The organism is Vibrio sp. M60_M70 (assembly GCF_037162085.1).
In the GTDB taxonomy this organism is placed as follows: Bacteria; Pseudomonadota; Gammaproteobacteria; order Enterobacterales; family Vibrionaceae; genus Vibrio; species Vibrio diabolicus.
The window spans coordinates 242,391-263,394 of the sequence record NZ_JARLUL010000002.1; the positions used below are offsets into that span (position 1 = coordinate 242,391).

Annotated in this window: 17 protein-coding genes; 8 read left to right on the forward strand and 9 right to left on the reverse strand. The window is 45.0% G+C overall.

What is annotated here, in order from left to right; all coding sequences use genetic code 11:
• Window positions 1-12: 12 nt before the first annotated feature.
• The 5 genes from P4S59_RS16920 to P4S59_RS16940 form a co-directional block, all read right to left on the reverse strand.
• A complete protein-coding gene (locus P4S59_RS16920) occupies window positions 13-1,926 on the reverse strand; it encodes a bifunctional diguanylate cyclase/phosphodiesterase (RefSeq protein WP_031780239.1) in 1,914 nt (637 codons plus the stop codon).
• Between the two features lie 5 nt (window positions 1,927-1,931).
• Window positions 1,932-2,615: a transglutaminase-like cysteine peptidase gene (locus P4S59_RS16925; RefSeq protein WP_005392134.1), complete on the reverse strand. Its 684-nt coding sequence runs from the start codon at window positions 2,613-2,615 to the stop codon at window positions 1,932-1,934.
• Window positions 2,616-2,729: 114 nt separating this feature from the next.
• The gene (locus P4S59_RS16930) at window positions 2,730-4,121 is read right to left on the reverse strand and encodes an HlyD family type I secretion periplasmic adaptor subunit (protein WP_005392136.1); all 1,392 of its coding nucleotides are present in this window, start codon (window positions 4,119-4,121) and stop codon (window positions 2,730-2,732) included.
• Window positions 4,122-4,293: 172 nt separating this feature from the next.
• The gene (locus tag P4S59_RS16935) at window positions 4,294-5,520 is read right to left on the reverse strand and encodes a sigma-54-dependent transcriptional regulator (RefSeq protein WP_150917357.1); all 1,227 of its coding nucleotides are present in this window, start codon (window positions 5,518-5,520) and stop codon (window positions 4,294-4,296) included.
• The gene (locus tag P4S59_RS16940; RefSeq protein ID WP_337169194.1) at window positions 5,513-7,387 is read right to left on the reverse strand and encodes a sensor histidine kinase; all 1,875 of its coding nucleotides are present in this window, start codon (window positions 7,385-7,387) and stop codon (window positions 5,513-5,515) included. The genes P4S59_RS16935 and P4S59_RS16940 overlap by 8 nt, the downstream gene beginning before the upstream one ends.
• A gap of 115 nt (window positions 7,388-7,502) precedes the next feature.
• Here P4S59_RS16940 and pdxH point away from each other — a divergent pair, with 115 nt between their 5' ends.
• The gene (pdxH, locus tag P4S59_RS16945) at window positions 7,503-8,138 is read left to right on the forward strand and encodes a pyridoxamine 5'-phosphate oxidase (RefSeq protein ID WP_005392142.1); all 636 of its coding nucleotides are present in this window, start codon (window positions 7,503-7,505) and stop codon (window positions 8,136-8,138) included.
• A 71-nt stretch (window positions 8,139-8,209) separates the two neighbouring features.
• Here the strand turns inward: pdxH and P4S59_RS16950 are convergent, their stop codons facing one another.
• On the reverse strand, window positions 8,210-8,929 hold the full coding sequence (locus P4S59_RS16950; protein ID WP_337168727.1) for a helix-turn-helix transcriptional regulator: 720 nt from the start codon (window positions 8,927-8,929) through the stop codon (window positions 8,210-8,212).
• Between the two features lie 966 nt (window positions 8,930-9,895).
• On the opposite strand from P4S59_RS16950, the gene P4S59_RS16955 reads away from it, so the two are divergent.
• The 4 genes from P4S59_RS16955 (at window position 9,896) to putP (ending at window position 16,595) form a co-directional block, all read left to right on the forward strand.
• The gene (locus tag P4S59_RS16955; protein WP_006740882.1) at window positions 9,896-10,708 is read left to right on the forward strand and encodes an AraC family transcriptional regulator; all 813 of its coding nucleotides are present in this window, start codon (window positions 9,896-9,898) and stop codon (window positions 10,706-10,708) included.
• A 406-nt stretch (window positions 10,709-11,114) separates the two neighbouring features.
• On the forward strand, window positions 11,115-14,246 hold the full coding sequence (gene putA / locus P4S59_RS16960; protein ID WP_114322688.1) for a bifunctional proline dehydrogenase/L-glutamate gamma-semialdehyde dehydrogenase PutA: 3,132 nt from the start codon (window positions 11,115-11,117) through the stop codon (window positions 14,244-14,246).
• 11 nt (window positions 14,247-14,257) lie between these two features.
• Entirely contained in the window at window positions 14,258-14,965 is a 708-nt protein-coding gene (locus P4S59_RS16965; protein WP_006740880.1) for a 1-pyrroline-5-carboxylate dehydrogenase, read from the forward strand.
• A 136-nt stretch (window positions 14,966-15,101) separates the two neighbouring features.
• Window positions 15,102-16,595, forward strand: a complete 1,494-nt coding sequence (gene putP, locus P4S59_RS16970) for a sodium/proline symporter PutP (RefSeq protein WP_005392162.1) — start codon at window positions 15,102-15,104, stop codon at window positions 16,593-16,595.
• A 124-nt stretch (window positions 16,596-16,719) separates the two neighbouring features.
• Here the strand turns inward: putP and P4S59_RS16975 are convergent, their stop codons facing one another.
• The gene (locus P4S59_RS16975) at window positions 16,720-17,253 is read right to left on the reverse strand and encodes a GNAT family N-acetyltransferase (protein ID WP_337168728.1); all 534 of its coding nucleotides are present in this window, start codon (window positions 17,251-17,253) and stop codon (window positions 16,720-16,722) included.
• A 182-nt stretch (window positions 17,254-17,435) separates the two neighbouring features.
• Between P4S59_RS16975 and P4S59_RS16980 the strand changes: the two genes are divergently transcribed.
• Entirely contained in the window at window positions 17,436-17,675 is a 240-nt protein-coding gene (locus P4S59_RS16980; RefSeq protein ID WP_005392166.1) for an RNA recognition motif domain-containing protein, read from the forward strand.
• A gap of 58 nt (window positions 17,676-17,733) precedes the next feature.
• Here P4S59_RS16980 and P4S59_RS16985 read toward each other — a convergent pair whose 3' ends face one another.
• Window positions 17,734-18,288 carry a GNAT family N-acetyltransferase gene (locus P4S59_RS16985; RefSeq protein ID WP_337168729.1) on the reverse strand — a complete coding sequence of 185 codons (555 nt, stop codon included), beginning with the start codon at window positions 18,286-18,288 and terminating at the stop codon, window positions 17,734-17,736.
• Between the two features lie 384 nt (window positions 18,289-18,672).
• On the opposite strand from P4S59_RS16985, the gene P4S59_RS16990 reads away from it, so the two are divergent.
• Window positions 18,673-18,921: a hypothetical protein gene (locus P4S59_RS16990; RefSeq protein ID WP_012842405.1), complete on the forward strand. Its 249-nt coding sequence runs from the start codon at window positions 18,673-18,675 to the stop codon at window positions 18,919-18,921.
• 290 nt (window positions 18,922-19,211) lie between these two features.
• Window positions 19,212-19,688, forward strand: a complete 477-nt coding sequence (locus tag P4S59_RS16995; RefSeq protein ID WP_006740877.1) for an Lrp/AsnC family transcriptional regulator — start codon at window positions 19,212-19,214, stop codon at window positions 19,686-19,688.
• A gap of 124 nt (window positions 19,689-19,812) precedes the next feature.
• Here the strand turns inward: P4S59_RS16995 and P4S59_RS17000 are convergent, their stop codons facing one another.
• Window positions 19,813-20,520: a DUF445 domain-containing protein gene (locus P4S59_RS17000; RefSeq protein ID WP_005392172.1), complete on the reverse strand. Its 708-nt coding sequence runs from the start codon at window positions 20,518-20,520 to the stop codon at window positions 19,813-19,815.
• Window positions 20,521-21,004: the final 484 nt, after the last annotated feature.

The window sequence follows — 21,004 nt, forward strand, 5'->3', positions numbered from 1 at the left end:
TGGTAAACCTTTTTATTCCTTGTCGACGATGAATCCTTGGAATACCTCAACAAAATGCTCGGTGAGGAAGTCCAACTGGATTTGAGTTTCAATACGCGACGCGATAGTCGTAATGCCTAGGTTATGGGCAGTACGAGAAATCGACGTTAGCGTGAATTTCTGTTTTTCGTCGTGTAAGTTGTGTGTGAATAGGTAATCGAGCTTCACATAGTTAGGGCGGAACTCTTGGATGTACTCCAATGATTGGAAGTTACGTCCATAGTTATCTACGCCAAACTCAGCCCCGGATTGGCGAATGGCATTACATAACAGCGCCGTGTGGTGAGGCTGATCAATAAAACACTCCTCTGGAATTTCAAAGTGTAGCTTAGAGGCCACTTTTGCGTGTTTTTCCAACATGCTGGTGGTCCAGCGAATGAACGATGGCTGAGACAAGCTGCTTTGCGCAATATTGATCGCGACAGGATCGGTTAGCTCGCCACTTTCTAGCATCTTAATCATCGACTCAATAACGTATTGGTCGAAAATATTGGTGGCGTCTAACTGCTCTAGTGCGAATAAATATTGGTTGGCACGGAACGTTTCGCCCTCTTTTTCGATGCTTGAGAACACTTCGTTATGGAACACTTTACCCCAAGTGTTCTTCGCTGCTTGGAAGCGGAATTTAACCCAATCGCTATGAATCGCTTCTTCAACCAGCGCTTTCCACTGCTGTTTACCCATTAAGTTAGAAGGTGTGTCACTGCCGATAAAGCCGTAAGCTTTGTCTGGTTGAGCTTTGGCTTTCGAGAGCGCATTATCCACCATAGATAAGATTTCAGAGCGCGTTTTTTGGTCTTTACTATGCGCAACACCTAAGGCTGCTTTTGGTTTGGCTAGACCGGTTGGGTCAGTGTTCAACCCGTTAACGCAGTTCACGATGCTGTCCGCCAAAATGCGTAGTTCGCTTTCATCCATGTGTGGGAAAAGCAGGCCAAACTCATCACTAGACAGGCGCGCAATGGTAGCTCCCGGCACATCAATGGTGTTCTTCAGACGTTGAGACAACTCTTTTACGTGGGCATCGGCGCGTTGGTAGTCTTTTGTCTCGTAAATGTCACCAATGTATTCTGCATGGAGTAGCGCGATACCCCCTTGCGTTTGCTCTGCAAGCCATTGGTCTATTTGGTTGATGTAGAACGAGCGATTACCCAGTTTGGAGATAGGGTCGAGGTAAGCTTGAGCACGCAGTCGTTGTGCCTCTTTCGCTTGTTCTTTGAATGACAGCTCAATTTGAGCAGACATCATGTTAATGCCATCTACCACCGCGATCAGATCTTTAGTTCTTGGACGAGCAAGTGGTTCACCAAATTGGTTATTAGCGATTTCATGCATTTTCTTCACGATGGCCGCTAATGGTTTTAGTGAGCGACGGAGGATGTACGAAATCGCAATTAAACCAGCCAGGAAAATGACACTGAATGCAGATAACAAACCAATAAAGCCTTGCCAGAGCTGCTCGTAAGCTGCTCCTGGGTGGCTAATGATTTCCACTTCAGCAAGTTGCATCCAACCACTGGTCACTACGCGCTTATCGTGAATGGCTTTGAATAGATTCATGTCGATAAACCATTGTGGCACCGTACTTGGTTTAACCGGGTAAGTGCGCACGATTTGGTAGTCAGAATCTAAAGCGGTCAGGCGAACAACCGAGTAGGTGCTGCCGTCAAACAGAGCATTAATCACGGATTCTACCGCGACTTTATCTTTGTCTTTAAGGTAAGGAGCCAATGCCAAACCTACGGTGTTAATGGTGTTGTTGACCTCTGAACGTTGCTGTTGTTCCAAGCTGTCTCGAGTCGTGTTGAATTGGATTACGAATACTGATGCCAACAAGAGTATAAAGACCGTAACCATTCCCACTACAAGCTTCTTATATAGGGTCATGTTTCTCACTCGTCATAGTTAATTTTAGGTTTATTTAACTGCAACTTACGTTCGCGCGAGCGTAAGTCATTCCAAAGGCTCAACCGTGATGCTTTCCCTGCCAGCTCTCCAGTGCTAGCAGAAGACTTCATCAACCACAGGTTTGTACCATTAAAACTGTATATCGGTAGCAAGTCGCTACGTTTAGAGGCTCGGACAATATCAGGGTTGATATTGTCGAGAATGAGCGGCTCAGAGCTTGGGGTTGGGTAGTAAGCTAATACCATGTGAAACTGATTCAGTTCGATGGCTTTTACGTAGATCAAACGCATCTTAGAATCTGGTATTCCTAGCTCGAGTAACGAGAAGTACTTGGCGATGGTGAAATCCTCACAATCCCCTGCATTACTCCCTAAAAATTCGAGTGGCGTAGCCCAATAATCTGTCTTTCCCCACAGTTTTATGTCGTCAACAAAATACAGCTGGTTAAAAAAGTCGTTGACGCCAGCGAGCTGTTCATGTGTCTCTAATTGTTTAAATAAGTCGAGGTTTTTTCGCCATGTATTTACGCGCAATCCCGCACGTTCGCCGTACACCGCTGTGACCGTATTGACCCATTGTTGTTCTTTACTGCTTAACGCACCAATTTGGAACGAAAAACAACTTAAACTGATTAATAATGTAACTTTACGCTTCAAATTGGATCGCATATTCGACTCATATCACAAGTATACTCTTCTAAAGGGTTCGTCAGTGAGAAACAAGTGCTTTTTATTTAATCACTTATCGCTCAATACTCGCCGTTGTGAGTACCTTGGTGTGATTTACTCCTTCAAGGCGTTCGTTTTGGCACTTAAAATCGGTTTAAGTAGATATTCCAAAACGGTTCGCTTCCCTGTGATGATATCGACCGATGCCGTCATTCCTGGAATGATTGGTAAATCTGCATCTTGACCAAAATTCGTTTTATCGGTGCGGACACGAACGATGTAAAAGCTATTTCCTTCTTCATCTTGGGTTGTATCTGCGCTGATGTGCTCCAATTCACCCTCTAAGCCGCCGTACTTAGTGAAGTCGTAAGCCGTAAACTTCACGATGGCGTGTAGGTCCGGGCGCAAAAATGCAATGTCTTTGGGCGCAATTTTCGCTTCTACTAATAACGTATCTTCAGTTGGTACAATTTCGACGATATCCATGCCAGGCTGGATAACACCCCCAACGGTGTTGATGTTCAGCGTTTTGATTTTGCCTGTTACTGGCGAGTTCACAACGGTTCGATTAACTCTATCTTCTAAACCCACTGCTGACTCAACCAAGGCAGATAACTGGTCTTGGGCGCTGTTGAGTTTCTCTTGCTGTTCAGAGCGGAATTTGAGCGCAACATCGATGCGATTAAGCATGGATTCTCGAATCGCTGACTTTAATACCGGGATTTTGAGCTCACTGGAAGTCATTTCGCGGCGGGTGTCGTTGACTTGGCGTTGTAACTTGAGTAATTCAATACGAGGCACAACACCTTCATCAGCCAACGGTTTGGTGATGTCTAATTCTTTCTTCGCATATTGATAGCTTTGACGTAAGTTCCTTACTCGCGCTTCAATCTCTACTAAGTCCTGCTGCTTTTGCTGAACTTGTTGGTCAATCACCGAAAGTTGATTGCGTAAATTGTCTAAATCTTCGCGGTATTCTGCTTTCTGGCGCTGAGTGAGTTTCGGCTGAGTTTCTTCTAAAGTTGGTGGAAAGGTCAGTTTGCCATAATCGAGTACTACGCTTTGGCGCCAGTTTTCCGTTTCAAAATCACGATTCACGGCAACACTGTTGATTGAAGCTGAGAGTTGCAGCACAGACGCAGTTAGGTTGGCAACTTGTTGTTCACGCTCACGAAAATCAGAGCGAAAGCGAGTGTCATCGATAAGAAGTAACTGCTGACCTTTTTCAACCAACTGACCTTCTTTGACTAAAATTTCTTTGACTAAGCCACCTTCTAAGTTTTGGACAACTTGAATCTGTGAAGAGGGAATGACTTTTCCCTGACCAACAGTGACCTGGTCGATTTCGGCCCAAGATGCCCAGCCTATTGCAGCAATAAAAAACAACACCATCACCCAGAGCATCAAACGTGCGCTGTTGGGGGTGTTGAGGAGCAATGCTGCAGTTTTGTCGTCAACAAAATCCAACTCTTCATTGTTGAGTTTGTTGTAGTTATCTCGGCTCATCACAGTCCCTGCTTATATAAATGCTGATTATCTTTTTGATCTTATTATTATTAACCGATCATGTCAGTATGCTCGGCGAATAAAAATATGAGACGAAGACCATTCTCTCTCCGAATGAGCGTTTTCAATGCTTCTCTAGCAAAAGAAAAATGAAGATATCGTCAGAGTATGGCTATTGCGCCTTGAACTTGGTTTTATCCAACTGATGTTTTTTTAGTTTGTCGTACAAGGTTTTGCGTGATACCTGTAATTCTAGTTGAACCTCTTTGAGTCTGCCTCGGTGTCTTTGTAGTGCATCGAATAATAAGCAATATTCAAAGTATTCTGTGCGCTGAGTCATACTCTGAATTTCGATACTTTTTTCACTGTTCCAATCTTCCATTCGGAAGGTATCTGGCTTGAGCGCGCGAAGTTCTGCAAATTGGCGCAGCTGCTTAATATTTTCTGGCCATTCTAAATCGGTCAGATGTTTGACTTCTTCTAAGCTAATGTGTGGCGGTTGAAGCTGGTAACGACTCGCAGCGTGGCGTACAAAGTGCTTATATAAAGGTCCAATGTCTTCTTTTCTTTCATCGAGTGTCGGCAAGTGAATTAGACTAGCTAGGGCTTTGATAGACGGATCGACTTGGGTTGTTGCACCAAAAACACGCTCAAGTTTCGGGTGGTTAAACAAGCATTGCCATTGTTCATATGACACATGCTCAGCACTATGTAAGTACAAGCTGCAATGGCTTTTTCCTTCAATCAAGCGATGTATGGCTTTATCGAGGGCTTCTAATGAAAGCTCATAGAGATCCTCACCAGAAGCGGCGATTAACTCGCTGTCTGGCGTTGCATGTATGTCGTGGGCAAATTGTGCGGCGAGCCGGCGACCTGTGCCATCTTGACCAACAAAAATGATCGGCTGGTTCGTTGGTGCGCTGATCAAAGCGCGACGAATGCTCACCATGGCTTTACTGTGACCAATCATTTTCGGACCAACGTGAGTTTGCATGTCGAGCTCTTTTTTAAGCCAGATGTTTTCCTGCAATAGATTCAACTTATCGCCAGCATTATTGAGCGACTTCATCAGTTGTTCCGTTGAAAAAGGCTTTTCGAGAAAGTCGTACGCGCCGCTTTTCATCGCATCCACCGCGGTTTTCACATCTCCATGTCCGGTAAGTACGATAAATTGAAAGTGATCGTTTTTGCTTCGCAACGTTCGCATGAACTCCAATCCATCCATCACAGGCATATGGATATCGGTAATGATGATCGCTGGCGTATTTGGGTCGATAACGCGTAAGGCTTCCACGGCGTTTGGTAAGCAGGTGACGTCTATCCCTTCAATAAGCAGTGCTTGAGCGACGGCATCACGAATATGTGGTTCATCATCAACAAAGAAAACGGGATTATTCATGGTTGTTTTCCACTTCTGGGTTGCGTTGGTTTTGGATAGCGATTGGCAGTGTCACGATAAAGGTCATGCCTCCTGCTTGTTGTTCCGTGTTCTGATGTTTATAAGCACTGAGTGAACCGTGATAGCTTTCTAAAATGCGTTTGGAGATGGTCAAACCTAATCCTAAGCCCTCTGGCTTAGTCGTAAAAAATGGGTCAAAGACTTTTGCTAAGGCTTCGTCCGACATGCCGGGCCCGTTGTCAGAAACAAGAATGTCACAGCTGTCATCATGACACTGAACGGCAATAGATATTTGCGGATCAATGCAGTAGTTTTCCATCGCTTGTGCAGCATTATGGAAGAGATTGATCAGAACTTGCTCTAACTCAACGCTGTGAATTGCTAGCTTCACATTATAATCGATAGCTGGGACTTTTAATGTCACCCCTTGTTTAATGAGTTTGTTGCTCAAAATGCTGGTGGCAGTATGTACTGCGTCGTGCAGTACCGCGATTTCATTGTGTGAATCGTGCGTGGCTTTCCGAGTGAAGACTTTTAAGCGTGCGATCACTTCCGAAATGGTGTCATTGAGTGTTAGCATTTTGCCCAAGTTGTCGGCGACCATTGGGTATTTTTCCATTGCCAACAAACGCTGCGAGTTTTCGGTATAGGTTCTTAGTGCGGAAAGTGGCTGATTTATCTCATGATTAATACTGGCAGACAGCTCACCCAACAATGCCAATTTCGCGGCTTGGGTCAACTCTTGTTGCGTTTGTTTGAGCTCTTGCTGGCTTTGCTCATATTGATGAATGGTCTGTTGTAGTTTTTGGTTGGCCTTACTCAACACTAAGGTTCGTTGCACCACTTTTTCTTCTAGGCTCACATTAAGGTCGGCTAGGCGTGCCTTGTTCACTAGTGTTTGGAACCACGCTAACGCAATGAGCGCAATGAGCGCATATAGAATCAGGAAGACGATATCAGCCTGTAAAACGGCGGCAAGGACGGTGTGGTGGTTTATCAAGGCAACGACGCGAAATCCTTTATCCAATAAATGTGTCGCGTATGCGAGGTAATTGGGTGAGAGGAGCAATTGATTATCAGCAAACTCGCTGACGCCACTTTGCGCGGTAAGCTCACCAAAATACTCTGGTAAGGTATCGCCATACTGACGCGTTTCGGTAAGCTCGTTTATCGCACTCGGTGACAGCGGGAAAAGTGCACGATAGCGCCAGTTAGGCAAATTGCTCATAAACACGACATTGTGTTTATCCGTGATGAGTACGTCCGTCGTGGTTTGCGAAAGACGCTGTTCTAACTGCTCCAAATTCACTTTTACCGTGATCACGCCAACGACCTCATCATTTACCCAAAGCGGAGATGAGAAGAAGTACCCACGTTTATTTGAACGAACGCCTAACCCGACATATTGAGCTGGTTCACCGCGTCGCGCATTTTTAAAATAGGGACGATAGCTAAAGCTGGAACCAACAAACGTATCTTCTTGCTGAAAGTTACTTGAGGCAATGACTAACCCTGTGCGGTCATGAACGTAAATCGTATCGGCCAAACTTTGTTTCAACCAATCTGCTAACAATAGGTTGAGCTCGTGAGAGGGCGATCCGCGTTCTACTGCTTTGAGTAATCTCGGATCGTGACTTAATAGGTTTGGTATCTGTTCAAACTTTGCCAGCTCGTAGTCGACTTCTTGCGACACTTGCGCCGCTTGCCTCTCTAGCTTTTGTTGCCACTGATCATGTTGGTATTGAGTTGCGTAATGATGAGTAAGCGCAAGCCCTGAAATGCCAACGGCACACAGCAGCAGTAGAAAATGGCGTAGGGCTTTAGGGTTGAGTAAGTTCACGATCAGCTCACTGTTTTTTTGTGTCATGGTATCAAATGACACACTGTGATGCTGTGAGCGGCAACGATAACAAGCACAATGATGTCCTTGTATTTCCTCAGTATCGGGAGCACAATCGACAAAAACGAGTGAAGGAGTAAAGATGGAACTTGCTGATATTCGTCGTGAGTACACCAAAGGTGGGCTACGTCGTAAAGATTTGAAAGCTGATCCTATTGATCAATTTAATCTGTGGCTAGAGCAAGCAGTTGAAGCGGGTTTAACGGACCCGACTGCGATGACAGTTGCAACGGTTGATGAAAATGGCATGCCGTTTCAACGCATTGTTCTATTAAAAAACGTCGACAAAAATGGCTTTGTATTTTACACCAACCTAGGCAGTCGCAAGGCCCAGCAGCTTGAGCATAACAGCAATATTAGTTTGCACTTCCCTTGGCATCCGTTAGAGCGCCAGGTTCATATTACTGGTGTGGCGGAAAAGCTCACCGCCGTAGAAAATATGAAATACTTTACTTCTCGTCCAAAAGAGAGCCAATTAGCCGCAATCGCGAGCAAGCAAAGTAGCCGTATTTCTGCTCGAGGCGTATTAGAAGGTAAGTTTTTAGAGCTAAAACAGAAATTTGCTAAGGGTGAAATACCGGTTCCAACCTTCTGGGGTGGCTTTCGCGTAAAACCACAGAGCATTGAGTTTTGGCAGGGTGGTGAACACCGTCTTCATGATCGCTTTCTTTTCTCCCAACATGATGGAAGTTGGGACATTGACCGTCTAGCGCCATAAACTCTCTTGCCTCATGAATAAACAAACACCGCCACTTGGGCGGTGTTTTTGTAGGTGGAAAGTGGCGCGAATTATCGCTCTCCATTCAACACTACCGATAATTGATGCTTAAGCAGCGTTTTGGGTACAACAGAGCCGTAGCCAGCTTCCATTGCTTTATCTATTAGTTCGTTCTTGCTGTTCGCTGCAAACTTATTACGTAAGCGTGCGACGTGACCTTCAACGGTTTTTGTTGATATGCCCATGACCTGAGAGATGAATTGTGGCTTCTTGCCATAAAGCAAGAGGAAAAGCGTTTCTTGCTCGCGACATGTGAGCTTCTCAGGTTTTGGCTGTAAATCAGAGAAACGAAAGATGGATTGCTGATTAGGGTTGGTGCTGATTGCACGACAAACCCAATACCCGACTTCAATCACGGCGGTGTCGGTGAGCTCTCTTCCGTAGAAAATGGTCCCTACGATGTTACCATTGTCATCTCGCCACGGTGTTTTAGTAAAGATATGCGCTCGCCAGTGGCCATCTGGATAAGGATGGATATCAAGAATTTTGAGTGACTCACCAGTTTCGATGACGTGTTTATCTTGGCGTTGAAATTCTTGTGCACATTCAGTGGTTGGGCTCGCCATCTCAAAATCAGTTTTACCGACGCACTCCTCGGGCGACGTGTGTCCCAACAGTTCTGCGTATTCCTGATTTACGTAGCGGAATACCGAATCTTTATCTTTGCATCCCCAACAACCTGGTAGCTGTTTAAGGACGGATTGTTCTATGGTATCGACTGAAATATTCACAAAAGGACTCACTACATACTGCTTTTACCAATACAGAGACGTCCGTGTTGCGTTGTTAATATTGACATTGCCAAGTAGGCAGTCATGTTGCTAGAACACGTTCGTTGATTGGCGCTCAATCCAATTAAGTTCATGGTGTTCGATATTTTCGTCACACAGTGATAAACAACAACGAAATTGAACGAAGAATTTAATTGGGAAAATGGTCTGTTTCATTACAGATATGTGCGCTCACGGATGTCCGCCTGATGTTCGGCTTACAACTCGTATCGTCCTTGATCATGCTTCCTACAACTCAGTTGTAATTTAGTTGGCGTTCATCATCGAGAGGGAGAACGGCGCCTAAGTCATATGAGAGGGACAGTGAGACGAAAGCTATAATATCAGCTTATGCCATTGTTTTCATTGTTGAGAAGCGAAAAAAAGCCAGCCTGAAGACGGGCTGGCAACACAAGATATAATCTTGTCGACGTGTAGAAGAGGTTCTAAATTACCTAGCGAGGGTCTGCTAAGTAAGTTAGAGGTATCAATGAGATACCGAGAGCTTTAGATCGTATGCATCTTAAAGCTCGAGGACTAATGTATTGAATCAGAAGCATATTAGTAAGGGGGAAATCCCTCTATGTTGATTTCAAGAGGTGGCTTTGATCTGTTTATGAGGCGATTTATCTATTTTGAACCGCAGTGTTCTACCAAATAACGGATTGTTCGGTAACAAGGATCTTTATATCTATTGGTTATGTATACGTAAGGTGCTTCTATCTATCCGTTTTTGTTAAGAAAATTGGTTGCTCATTGACCGTAAGTTAACCTCGCATGATCATCGTTCCGGAACTATGATCATGTAAACGAGCTTGATCATGCTGTTTTGATCTTGTGCGATTGAGTTGGGGAAAAGTTGCAACCCAACAAGGAAGGTATATGATGCCAAGACGTAAGCTGACCGTGTAAAGACGACTGTTTAAAATGAGTGATTCAGATAACCCCAAAGCCCCGCCATATCAAGAGATTATGCTGCCTAAGCCAGCAGAACTGATCACACTTCCGTCTTATATGGATTGCCATGATCATTCTTACACACAGATCGTGATTGGTTTAAAAGGACAAGCCGAATTTGAAGTGCGTGGACGAGGTAATCTTGTCGGTCCTGGTCAAGGTTGTGTGGTAACCGCATGCTCTGATCATGCTTTCGGTGGCGTCATTAATCAATCGGATATTTTGGTGTTGAATATGCCAAAACCGACAAATGATGATCCTGAAATGCTGCAGAAAATCAATAATCTGGAGAGAGACCATGTCTACTTTCAGTTAGACGGTCAAATTCAGAAGCTGATACAGATGTTGGTTCAGGAAATGCGAAACCATCCGGATGATCTGCTGTTAAGTCGCGCGTGCAATGACACCGTGATTGCATTAATGCAGCGCCATATCTCGGCATTTGAGACTAGCCGAAAAGAGTCACGCTTTGATTTGGAGGCGATTGATCGCTACATCGAGCAGCACCTTAGCCATAAGATCAGTGTGGCTCAATTAGCGGGACGAGTGTTTCTTGGGGAAAGTCAGTTCCATTGCTTGTTTAAGGAGCAGATGGGGATTACACCTCATCAATATGTTCTCGGAAAGCGTATCGACATGGCTCGTGAATTAATCGAGCAAGGCCACCTTTCTTTAGGGCAAATTGCCGAATTCACTGGTTTCTCAAGCCAGAGTACGTTTACTCATACTTTTACTCGCTTACAGGGAATCTCGCCATCCCGTTATAAAAAACAAGTTGGATAACAACGCGTATTTTTAGGTCAAATTAGCAGCAATCAGAATAAAACCATGCAATATGCATGGTTTTATTGTGTTTTATTCACGTGACCTATCTCTCGTTTTGTTAAATTCTCTGTCCTTTGGTGTGACTGATATGCCACTTGATCCTACATTTTCTCTTAGAGCGGACGCTTCACAAAAATCTTATTGATATTCTTGACATTTTGTTGTGATTGCAATGAAAAAATTAAAATTTACAACACAAAATATTACCTATTTGAATGTGACTATGTGGATGTTTTGTTATAAAAGCGAGTTTTTGGCAAAAATGTCGTAGTTTTTGACAAGTATTCTTATCGGCCTCAAAATACACTGCCAGCCATTGATAATCCTCGAAGCGGTTTTCGAGGAGTGAGATTGAGGAACACACATGTTTACAGCTACGAACGTGTTGACACCGGAATTTATCGGGCAGCCGCTTGATAAGTTGTGGTCACTGATCTCGCCATTGTATATGGTGGACGAGTCTCAATGGCTAGAGCAACTATTGCCACTAGCGACGCCGACAGAGGATGAAAAATCGGCGATCACTACCCAAACGACCCAACTTATCGAAGCCATTCGTGCCGATAAGAAGTCAATCCAGATGATTGATGCTCTATTGTTGGAATACAGCTTAGATACTCAAGAAGGTATCTTGCTGATGTGTCTTGCAGAAGCATTAATGCGCATCCCAGATGCCGCGACAGCAGATTCTTTGATTAAAGATAAGTTGAGCGTCGCAGACTGGAAATCTCACCTGAAAAACTCTGACTCTGTGTTTGTTAACGCATCAACATGGGGACTTATGCTAACAGGTAAAGTGGTTGGTCTTGGTGAGCAAGGCACCCAGAGCCCAGGTCAGGCTGTAAACCGTCTGGTAAATAAATTCTCTGAGCCTGTGATTCGTAAAGCCATGTATCAGGCAATGAAGATCATGGGTCACCAGTTTGTTCGTGGCCGTACGATCGAAGAAGCGCAAAAGAACGGTCGCCCAATGCGCGACAAAGGTTTCACCTACTCATTCGATATGTTAGGTGAGGCTGCGTTAACCACAGCGGACGCGAACAAGTACTTCAAAGATTACCTAATGGCGATCGAAGCGGTAGGTCGAGAGACTTACGGCAATGACACCAGTCCTGCGCCTTCGATTTCCATCAAGCTTTCTGCATTACACCCGCGCTACGAAGTCGCAAATGAAGAACGTGTAATGACAGAGTTGTATGACTCACTAATGCAGCTATTGAAACGTGCAATTGAAGTCGACGTTGCAATCACAATCGATGCAGAAGAAGCGGATCGCCTTGAGCTTTCTCTGAAGCTATTCGAGAAAGTGTACCGTAGCGATCTTGTGAAAGGTTGGGGCAAGTTTGGTTTGGTTATTCAAGCCTATTCAAAACGTGCTCTACCAGTCTTGGTGTGGCTAAACGCACTCGCAAAAGAGCAGGGTGACCTTATTCCGCTGCGTTTGGTTAAAGGCGCGTACTGGGACAGCGAAATCAAGTGGTCTCAACAAGCGGGTTACGCTAATTACCCGGTATACACTCGCAAAGAAGCGACGGACGTTGCGTACCTAGCTTGTGCTCGTTTCCTACTTAGCGAAGGTGTTCGCGGTAATATCTACCCACAATTTGCAAGCCACAATGCCCACACGGTGACGGCAATCGCCGTTATGGCTGAGCACAAAGAGTACGAGTTCCAGCGTCTACATGGTATGGGTGATTCACTGTATAACCATGTTATGGAAATGTATGGTCAGCCAGTACGTATTTACGCTCCTGTCGGTAGCCATGCTGATCTTCTTCCGTACTTGGTTCGTCGTCTGCTTGAAAATGGCGCGAACAGCTCGTTTGTACACCGTCTGGTTGATGCGCGTTGTCCGATTTACGAGTTGACTCATCATCCTGTTGATGTGTTGACGGGTTTTGACACGCTACACAACGACAAGATCCCATTACCTGCCGATATCTTCCCTGAGCGTAAGAACTCATACGGCGTCAACATTGATATCGACAGTGAGGCGAAGCCATTTGAAGCGCAAGTAGAAAGCTTCATGGACAATCAGTGGGTTGCAGGCCCGATGATCAATGGTGAGCGTTTTGCCGAAAGCATGATCAAGGAAAATGCGGCTGAGATCATCACCGCACCGTACGATCGACGAATTGAAGTCGGCAAGGTGGCATTTGCAACACTTGATCATGTTTCCGCTGCAATTGATGCGGCGCAAACTGCTTTCTCTGATTGGAAAGGTGTTCCTGTTGAGCAAAAAGCGGCTTGTTTAGAAAAGCTTGCTGACTTAATGGAAGAAAATCTGGCTGAACTGGTGGCGATTTGTCACAAAGAAGCGGGCAAGACGATTCACGATAGCATTGATGAAGTTCGTGAAGCAGTGGATTTCTGTCGTTATTACGCGAAACAAGCGCAAAACCTACAGCCATTTGAGCTAGAAGGTTTTGACGGTGTGAAACGCATTTCTAGCCGTGAAGGTCTTGGTGTGTTTGTATGTATTAGCCCTTGGAACTTCCCGTTGGCTATCTTCCTTGGTCAGGTAACGGCAGCATTGATTGCAGGTAACACTGTGGTTGCAAAACCTGCTGAGCAAACAAGCTTAATTGCCGCTCGCGCTATTGAACTAATGCTTGATGCGGGCTTCCCTACTGGTGTGATTCAGTTACTTACTGGTCGCGGCGCTGAGATTGGTCATGCACTGACTTCTCATGATGCTATTGCTGGTGTGGCATTCACTGGTTCAACGGCAACTGCGCAACGCATTAACGTCACGCTTGCGGAGCGCAGCGCGAAACCGGTTCCGTTTATTGCGGAAACAGGTGGTCAAAACGCAATGATCGTGGACAGTACTGCATTGCCAGAGCAGGTGGTGCGTGATGTGATTCGTTCAGCGTTTGCATCTGCCGGTCAGCGTTGTTCTGCCCTTCGTGTTCTATTTGTACAAGAAGATGTAGCAGACCGTATGATCAACCTGATTCAAGGTGCGATGAACGAGCTGCATGTTGGTTTACCTTACCTACACAAAACGGATGTTGGTCCGGTTATCGACAGCAATGCAAAACAAAAACTCCTTGCTCACCTTGAGCAAATGAGTAAAACACAGACTAAAGTCGCTCAGCTACAGCTGGATGAATCGTGCCAGCATGGTGACTTTGTCTCACCAAGTGCGTTTGAAATCTCGGGCATCGATGTGCTGAAAGAAGAACAATTTGGTCCAATCTTGCACATTGTTCGCTTTAAAGCGTCTGAATTACCGAACGTGGTTGCGCAGATCAACAAGACGGGTTTTGGCTTGACGATGGGTATCCATAGCCGTAACGAAACCACGTACCGTTGGATTGAGAAACACGCTCGAGTGGGTAACTGCTACATCAACCGAGACCAAGTTGGTGCTGTGGTTGGCGTACAGCCGTTTGGTGGTCAAGGCTTGTCGGGTACTGGCCCGAAAGCTGGTGGTCCACACTACCTATTCCGCTTTACTCAACATCTTCTTGCTCAAGCAGAAAACGCATAAGGAGTCGCATTATGGTTCATCAGATCACCTATTTTAAAGATGCATTCTCTGCGTGGGAGCAGTGGAATCTGACTGATTTTGATTACAAATGCGAGCATGTTCTGGCATTTAAATCTGCATTAGAAGGGCAGCAGTCTACCGTTGCCAAAGTGGTTTCTTACCACTTGCAACAAGCATCAACTCTTCTTGCAGAAACTCACCAGTTAGTTGGCCCTACAGGGGAAACTAACGAACTGTATGCCGCAGGACGCGGTGTGGCTTTGGTGATTTGTGAAAACAACATCGAGCCTGCTGATAATGCGTTATACAGTGCTTTTGCGATGATCACCTGTGCCTTAATTGCAGGCAACAGTGTGGTCGTTTGCAGTGACAATGCAGAGCTAAACCAACTGGTTAAGCAAGCTGTAGCGTTGGCAAACTTCCCATCTAACTTAGTCCAGGTTGTTGCGTACGATGCGTCTGCCCCGTTGCTTGAGAGCGATGTACGTAGTGTGGGTTATGTTGGGCGTTCACAGGTTGAGCATGCGCTCAATCTTCAACTAGCTAAGCGTGACGGTGCAATCGTCGGCTTAGTTTCTGAAACGGATTTAGAGTCACCGAAATTGGCTCATGATCCTCATCTCTCGTTGCGCTTCATTACCGAGCGCACTCGAACGATAAATATTACCGCGGTGGGTGGTAACGCGACTCTACTCGAGTTGGGGAACGAAACTCACTAACCTGACTTGTGATACCAATCTGGAGTAACTGGACTGAGAGCCGGTCCAGATTGGTTTCTTATACTCTGATGTATTGCTGAGACGGTAAAATATCAGGGCAGGCAAGGAAGGAAATAATTATAACGAGGACTATCTAATGATAGAAAATAGCTTTGCTATCACGTCCACTTTTGTGGCGTATTTACTGATTATGGTTGCTATTGGCGTTTACGCGTATAAGAGGACTTCCAATTCATCTGATTACTTCCTAGGTGGCCGTAGCCTAGGTCCGTGGCCTGCTGCATTATCTGCAGGTGCTTCAGACATGAGTGGTTGGTTGCTGCTAGGCTTGCCTGGCTATGCGTACGCTGCGGGTATCGAGGCCTTCTGGTTAGCCGGCGGTCTACTTCTTGGTACATGGGCAAACTGGCTCATCAGTGCAAAACGCCTACGTACCTACAGTATCCAAACTGACGCGTTAACGTTGCCAGAGTTCCTGTCACGTCGCTTCAACGATAAGTCGAAACTGATCCAGACAATCTCTGCGTTTTTCATTCTTCTATTTTTCCTTTTCTACACCAGCTCAGGTTTGGTCGCAGGGGGCAAACTGTTTGAGACGGTATTCGGTCTAGATTACACCTACGCTGTTATCATCGGTACGGTGTGTGTCGTTTCTTACACACTATTCGGTGGTTTCCTTGCGGTATCTTGGACTGACTTAGTGCAAGGTCTGCTAATGGCCGCTGCGCTAATGATTGTTCCTGTTGCTGTTATGGACGGTGGTCTAGGTCAGCTAACTTCTGATCTGCATGACATCAATCCAGAACTTGCAACGCTATGGAATGACGCCAAAGGTGAACCACTGTCTGCGATTGCTATCATCTCTTTAGCGGCATGGGGTCTTGGTTACTTTGGTCAGCCACACATCCTAGCGCGTTTTAAAGCGTCTCGTTCAAACAAAGATCTAACGACTGCACGTCGTATCGCTGTGATTTGGACTGCACTATCTATGGTTGGTGCAATGCTTGTTGGTCTTGTCGGTTTGGTTTGGGTTACGGGTCATCCGGGCACTCAACTAGAAGATGGCGAGAAGATCTTCATGCTATTGGTTAACGCAGTATTCCACCCTGTCGTTGCGGGTATGTTGTTAGCAGCAATTCTAGCGGCGGTAATGAGTACAGCAGACTCACAGCTTCTTGTTTCATCTTCAGCGCTTGCAGAAGATTTCTACAAGCAAGTATTCAAGCCAGAAGCCTCTTCTGAAGAAATCGTAATGATTGGCCGTATCGGCGTTATCGTGATCTCGCTTGTTGCGCTATTCCTAGCAATGACACCAGATAGTTCAGTACTTGGTCTTGTTTCTTACGCTTGGGCTGGCTTCGGTGCTGCATTTGGTCCTGCGGTTGTACTTAGCCTTTACTGGAGCGGTATGAACCGTAACGGCGCACTAGCAGGTATCCTTGTTGGTGGTATCACTATCGTTGTTTGGAAGCAGCTAACTGGCGGTTGGTTTGATGTGTACGAAATCGTACCGGGCATCATCTTCTCTACGCTTGCTATCGTTGTTATCAGCAAAGCGACAGGCGGTGCAGCGCAAGACGTATTAGACCAACATCAATCGTACGAGAAGAAACTAGTTGAACTAGACTAATTACTTCCTTTTACGAACACAAAGCCCGCTTATACAGCGGGCTTTGTTTTATCTGAATTTAATAAACGTTAATGGTGATTGCTTGAGGCCAGACTGTCACGTCGCTTTATTCTTTGTGAGTGTGTCAGTCACGACGAACTTTGGCGTAAATGACGGTGTTACTCAGCTCGCCAGAAGGCGCACGCCGAGCATTGCTTAGCTCACCTTCAAACTCATACCCACAGCGCTCAGCAACCGCACGACTTTTGCGGTTATTCGCATCGGCTAAAATCGCGATTCTTTTCGCGTCCAACGCTTCGAATGCATAGTTTTCAATCGCCGCTACCGCCTCAGAGATATAACCGTAGCCTACCGCGCGATCATCAAGCCAATAGCCAATCTCAAATGCCGGTATCTCTTGATCATGGATCATTAACCCAATGGCGCCGAGTAAACGATCGCTTTCCTTGTCGATTAGGTAGTAGCGCAACTCTTCTTCGAAGTTTTCAAAGTTTGCGATGGCTTTCTCTGTCCCTGCAATCATCGCTTCTAAAGTGAGCACGTGAGGTACCCATGGCAGGTAAACTTCAAGCGTTTTTTGGCTACGAACAACGGCCTGATGTGCTTCTTCTGCACGTTCCAAGCAAGCTGGGATGAGCTTTAAACGTTTGGTTTCCATGTCGAATCTCCTAGGCTTTTATACTCCAATCGTCTCGTAATGCAGGATTCAGAGCGTTATCACTAAAAATCATTTAAACAGAAACACTTAGAGACATCTAGCCTTCGCAAGAACATTATTCACTTGGTTTGTAAGGGAGAAGCTGAGAGAATTGAGGCGTTATAAACATAAAATGGTTTAATATGAAACTTCTAGTAAGAAACTTAGCTCGTGAGACGACAGAGCAAGACATCCGTACTCTGTTCTCAAACTACGGCAAAGTTGAGCTTTGCACCGTCGTGCTTGATCAAGAGACGGGTTTATCAAAAGGGTTTGGTTTTGTGATCATGCCGGATGAAGCCGAAGCCGTTGCGGCGTTGGAGGCACTAAACCTGTCTTCAGTACACAAGAGCAAGATTCGTGTGAAAGTCGCACAAGACTAGTATTTATGCCTTTCAAGGTGAAAGATAAAACCAGCTGAGAGGCTGGTTTTTTAGTGCCTTAATTTTGAGAGGTCGCTACGGTTACTTGAGGCGAAAATATTTGTTGGTATACACAGACTTCTCGTTCTTTTCCCTGCATTTTGATGATGTGATTGTCGATATACGTCATGCCCAACTTTTGAATGACTGATTGGGATTGTCTGTTTTCGACCAAGTGCATCGCTTTTAGGCCCGATAACTCAAAATGTGGTCTGGCGAATTGAATTAAAGCCATTGACGCTTCTTGAGCCAACCCATTCCCCCAATAATCGACGCCAAGCCAATACCCTAATGTGCCGACTCCCTCGGAGATGTTTAGCAGACTAACAGCACCAATTAACGCATCGTCTTGACGTTGAGTAATGGCATATATGACCCCACTACGTTGGTGATATAGGCCAACATGGCTCTCAATCCAAATTTGTGCCATCGGCTCTTCATAGGGATGAGGAATATTTGCCGTCATATCTGCAATGCTCTTGTCTCCTGCGAGTCGTGCGACTTTTTCGCTGTCTGTCGGATGAAATGGGCGAAGAATAAGCCTTTGTGTCGTGAGTGTTGGTTGAAGCGTCATCGTGCGTCCTTGAGATGCGTCAGTATCGTTGAAATTGCAGATTCACACTGTAAATCAGGTATGTTTAAACAACCAAGTAATGCCTGAATAGGAAATGTGAGTGAAAGCCACATTTAAAACGCCATAGAACTGTTCATTGCAGATTGAAATAGCGAGTAGCAACAATTGCTTATGTGTGATGTGTCGTATTATTACACACATAAGTGCGTTCGTTCATAATAATGGTACAAAAGTTGAGGTCTGACCAATGTCTCAATTTTTTGATACTTTCGTCCAATTTTTTGAAGATAGGACACAAAAAATTAAAGGGGCTTTTTTATTGTGGAATTATTTTGAACAAAATATGTCAATTGTCAGTAGTACTGAAAAACAGGGAGAAGAGAAATGCCGGATATATATTGCGCAGCTTGTAGAAAATCAACGCAACATAAAGTGATCATGAAGCGTTGCGAGCCACAGCCCGTTGATTCGTTGACAGGTAAAGTGGTGAGTTTTACACAGCTGATGGCGAAATTTGTATCAGGTGAACACTACTACGAGATGGAACCACAATACTACTGCCGATGCTGTAATCATCGTGCAATTGGAGAAGTGATTCCTCATCCTACCAGGCATACGTCGGCAGCTCTCTAATTCAGAGCGATAGCTATGATTAATAGCTAAACAGGGCGGCTTGTCCCGCACGCCAGATCTATAAAGGCGTATCACACGCTTTCAAATTTGCGACTCTACGGGAGCTGCTAGATTACTTTTGTTCTTCATACTCGGTTATGGAGAGAGCGGCAGTAATCGCAGCCCTTTCCTTCCTTAGTTATTTTCTAATTATTCTCTGCTGAATTTCACATGCTGTGCATTTGATGGTTTGCAATTGTTTAAGCAACGATTAATGTGATGCTTCCTGAGTGGTTACAAGGATGTGGTTAATGAGTTACCAATTGGACCGGATTGATTTACACATTTTGAGAGTGCTTCATTCAAGAGGCAGAATTCCAGTTGTTGAACTCGCAAAGCAGATCAACTTAACGACCTCGCCGTGTTCTGACCGCGTGAAGCGGCTAGAAAAAGAGGGGTATATCAATGGCTACCATGCGGAGCTGAATGCGGAAAAATTAGGGTTGGATGTGCAAGTATTCATCCATATTCGCTTAGACCAAACCAGTTTTTCCATTTTTGAAAAGTTTGCGAAAGCCGTCGAATTGATGCCGGAAATTGAAGAGTGTTATTCGCTCTCTGGGGACTTCGATACCATGATAAAGGTTCGTGTTAAGAGTATGAAAGCGTATCAGGAGTTTATGTCGAGTAAGTTAGGCACACTTCCGGGCGTGATCCAGACTCGTAGTGAAGTGGTAATTGAAGAACATAAAACAGGATTTGGCGTGAACCCGGAGCTCCTTGGTTAGGCGAGGCTGATGTCTATGACTGCAGCGCTTATGCATTGAGCATATTATTTAACGTGACTTGGCGTATTACTTTTTCAAGATCAAAAAAGGAGCCGAAGCTCCTTTTTGATAAATCGGTGAGCGACTATGCGCCGATAAAGGTGCTGATAACACCAATCAAACCACCAAATACGCCACCCCAAACGACTAGCCAGCCAAGGTGTTCTTTAATCATTTTTTGCACCATTTCTTTGACCAGTGCGGGTGTTAACTCGCTCAAGCGTTGATCAATGATGCCTTCAATGTTTTGCTTTATCTCATCCATCATAGCAGGAGATTCGAACTGCTCTTTCAGTGCTTCTTTGATGTTATCGCTCTTGCTCAACTCAATAATGGATTCTTGCATCTTTTCGACGAAAGGCTGCCGCATAGGTTGTAATGCCTCCGCGCCGCCAAACATCGCTAGCATGCCGCCAAATTGAGAGCCTTCGATCACTTCTACCAAAGAGTCAAACGCTGGGTTTAAATCCACTTTCTCAATCACAGGTTGAAGATCGATGTTTACACCGCCCGCCATTTCTTTGTTCAAGAATCGATCGATGTTCGCTTCGGTAAAGAACTGCTCCATCATCAAGTTTTTGATAGCCAGTTTAAACTCTTCAAATCGCGCGGGGATCACGCCAGAACCGTATAATCCAGGCACTTTTTCAAACAGCATGTGGATGGCAAGCCAGTTAGTGATGGCGCCTGAGAACGCAAACAGCCCCGCATACCAAAGGTAGTCGTTTTGTAATTGATGACCTCCAGCCATCAAAGCGATAGCGAGGACATTCGTTAGCAAACTTTTGTTCATAGTGACCAGTTATATGTGAATATCGGAATAAATAAGTGGGCCTGATTCTATACCTAAGTCACATTGAGATGCTAGGTTTTGCCGTGATGAGTGACCGTGTTGCGAAGGGATAAAAATGGATGTGCAGAAAAACAAAACCCGACAATTACTGTCGGGCCACTGCTTTTTCTTAGAAAAACTAAGATTCTATTTTTAATTTTAGATGCGGTAGATCTTACAACAAAGTTGGCATTTCCATCTTTCTGAGTAGCCGAATAGCTTGTCAGCCCAACTTGGTTTGAGTTGTACGATCTGCATTGAACCACATTTACACATAAGCTAATTACCTTATTGTTAATCTAATAACTAAGCCATCTATTGAGTATAGCTGTTTCTCAAAAAGTGAAATGACAAATGAAGACGGCTCAAAACTCTGTATTGTGTTCATTGCAATGGATACGCAACGAGGCGGTATATTAGCAGAAAAAATGTGAGCTTTATCATG